The 1328-nt window shown below is 63.4% G+C and carries 2 protein-coding genes; both read left to right on the forward strand.

Annotation, left to right across the window (positions count from 1 at the left end; genetic code table 11):
- The first annotated feature begins 36 nt into the window (after positions 1-36).
- On the forward strand, positions 37-369 hold the full coding sequence (locus AB0L60_RS42455) for a transposase (RefSeq protein WP_364626662.1): 333 nt from the start codon (positions 37-39) through the stop codon (positions 367-369).
- A complete protein-coding gene (locus tag AB0L60_RS42460) occupies positions 369-1298 on the forward strand; it encodes an IS3 family transposase (protein WP_364626665.1) in 930 nt (309 codons plus the stop codon). Before AB0L60_RS42455 ends, AB0L60_RS42460 begins: the two co-directional genes overlap by 1 nt.
- Positions 1299-1328: the final 30 nt, after the last annotated feature.

Raw genomic sequence — 1328 nt, forward strand, 5'->3', positions numbered from 1 at the left:
TAGCAGGACGGAGGTCCTGCTGGAAGGATGTCCGATATGCCTCCTCGTAAGCGTCGGTCGTATACGGCCGAGTACAAGGTCGAGGCTGCGCATCGTGTGATCGATACTGGCCGCACGATTGCCGACGTTGCCCGGGAACTGGGTATCGATGCCGGAATGCTCAGCTACTGGGTGAAAGACGAACGCCGCCGCAGCGAGGCCGCCGTCGGCAGGGGTGGAGACGGTGACGAGCCGTTGTCTGCGGCGGAGCGAGCCGAGTTGCAGGCGCTGCGGAAGCGAGTTGCCGAGCAGGACAAGGATATTCAATTCCTTAAAAAAGCCTCGGCGTACTTTGCCGCGATGCAGAACAACCGGCCCGGTTCGATCTGATGGCGAAGTACGCCGCCCCTGATGCAGAGGCGGTAGCCGCCATTGCCGGCACTACGATCGGCCCGGAGCAGTTCGAGGTGACCCTGATGGCCAGGCTGCTGGGCGTGTCTACTTCGGGCTTCTACCAGTGGAAGAAGCGTAGGGCCGCAACGGTTTTGACACCCAGGCAGCAGCGGCGCGCGGATCTGACAGTGAAGATCTTGGACGTGCACACGGACTCCGACGGCACCTACGGGTCCCCGCGGATCACCACCGAGCTGCGCGAACGCGGCGAGCAGGTCAGTGAGAAGACCGTCGCGAAGATCATGGCCGAGATCGGGATCGAGGGCATCAGCCCGCGCACGTTCAAAGTCCGCACCACCGTGGCCGATCCGGACGCGTCGTTCCCGCCGGATCTGGTGTCGCGGGTGTTCGATCAGGGCCGCCCTGACGCCGTGTGGACCGCCGATTTCACGTATCTGACCTGCGGCGAGGGTGACATGTATTTGTGTGCGATCCGGGACGGGCACACCCGGCGGGTGCTCGGGCACGCCGTCGCCGACCACATCGGCGCCGATGTGGTCGAGGCCGCGATCGAGCAGGCCGTAGCCGTGCGCGGCGGCCAGGTGCACGGCGCCATCCTGCATTCCGATCGTGGGGGTGAGTTCACCGCCGGGTTGACGGTCAAAGCCTGCGCCCGCCACGGGATCCTGCGGTCGATGGGCGCCACTGGCATATGTTGGGACAACAGCCCAGCCGAAGCGCTGTGGTCAACTTTCAAGCACGAGTTCTACTACCGGCACATCTTCACCACGAAAGCCGAACTCGCTGCCGCAGTTGACAAATGGATCATCCGTTACAACACTACAAGAAGACACTCCGCGATCGGTGGAATCAGCCCGATCTGCTACGAGCGGTCACTCATGACAGCCGCAGCGAACGCTGCGTAACTAACTGTCCACCGTTCGGGGGGAACCTCA

Source organism: Nocardia sp. NPDC051981, from assembly GCF_040680715.1.
Classification (GTDB): domain Bacteria; phylum Actinomycetota; class Actinomycetes; order Mycobacteriales; family Mycobacteriaceae; genus Nocardia.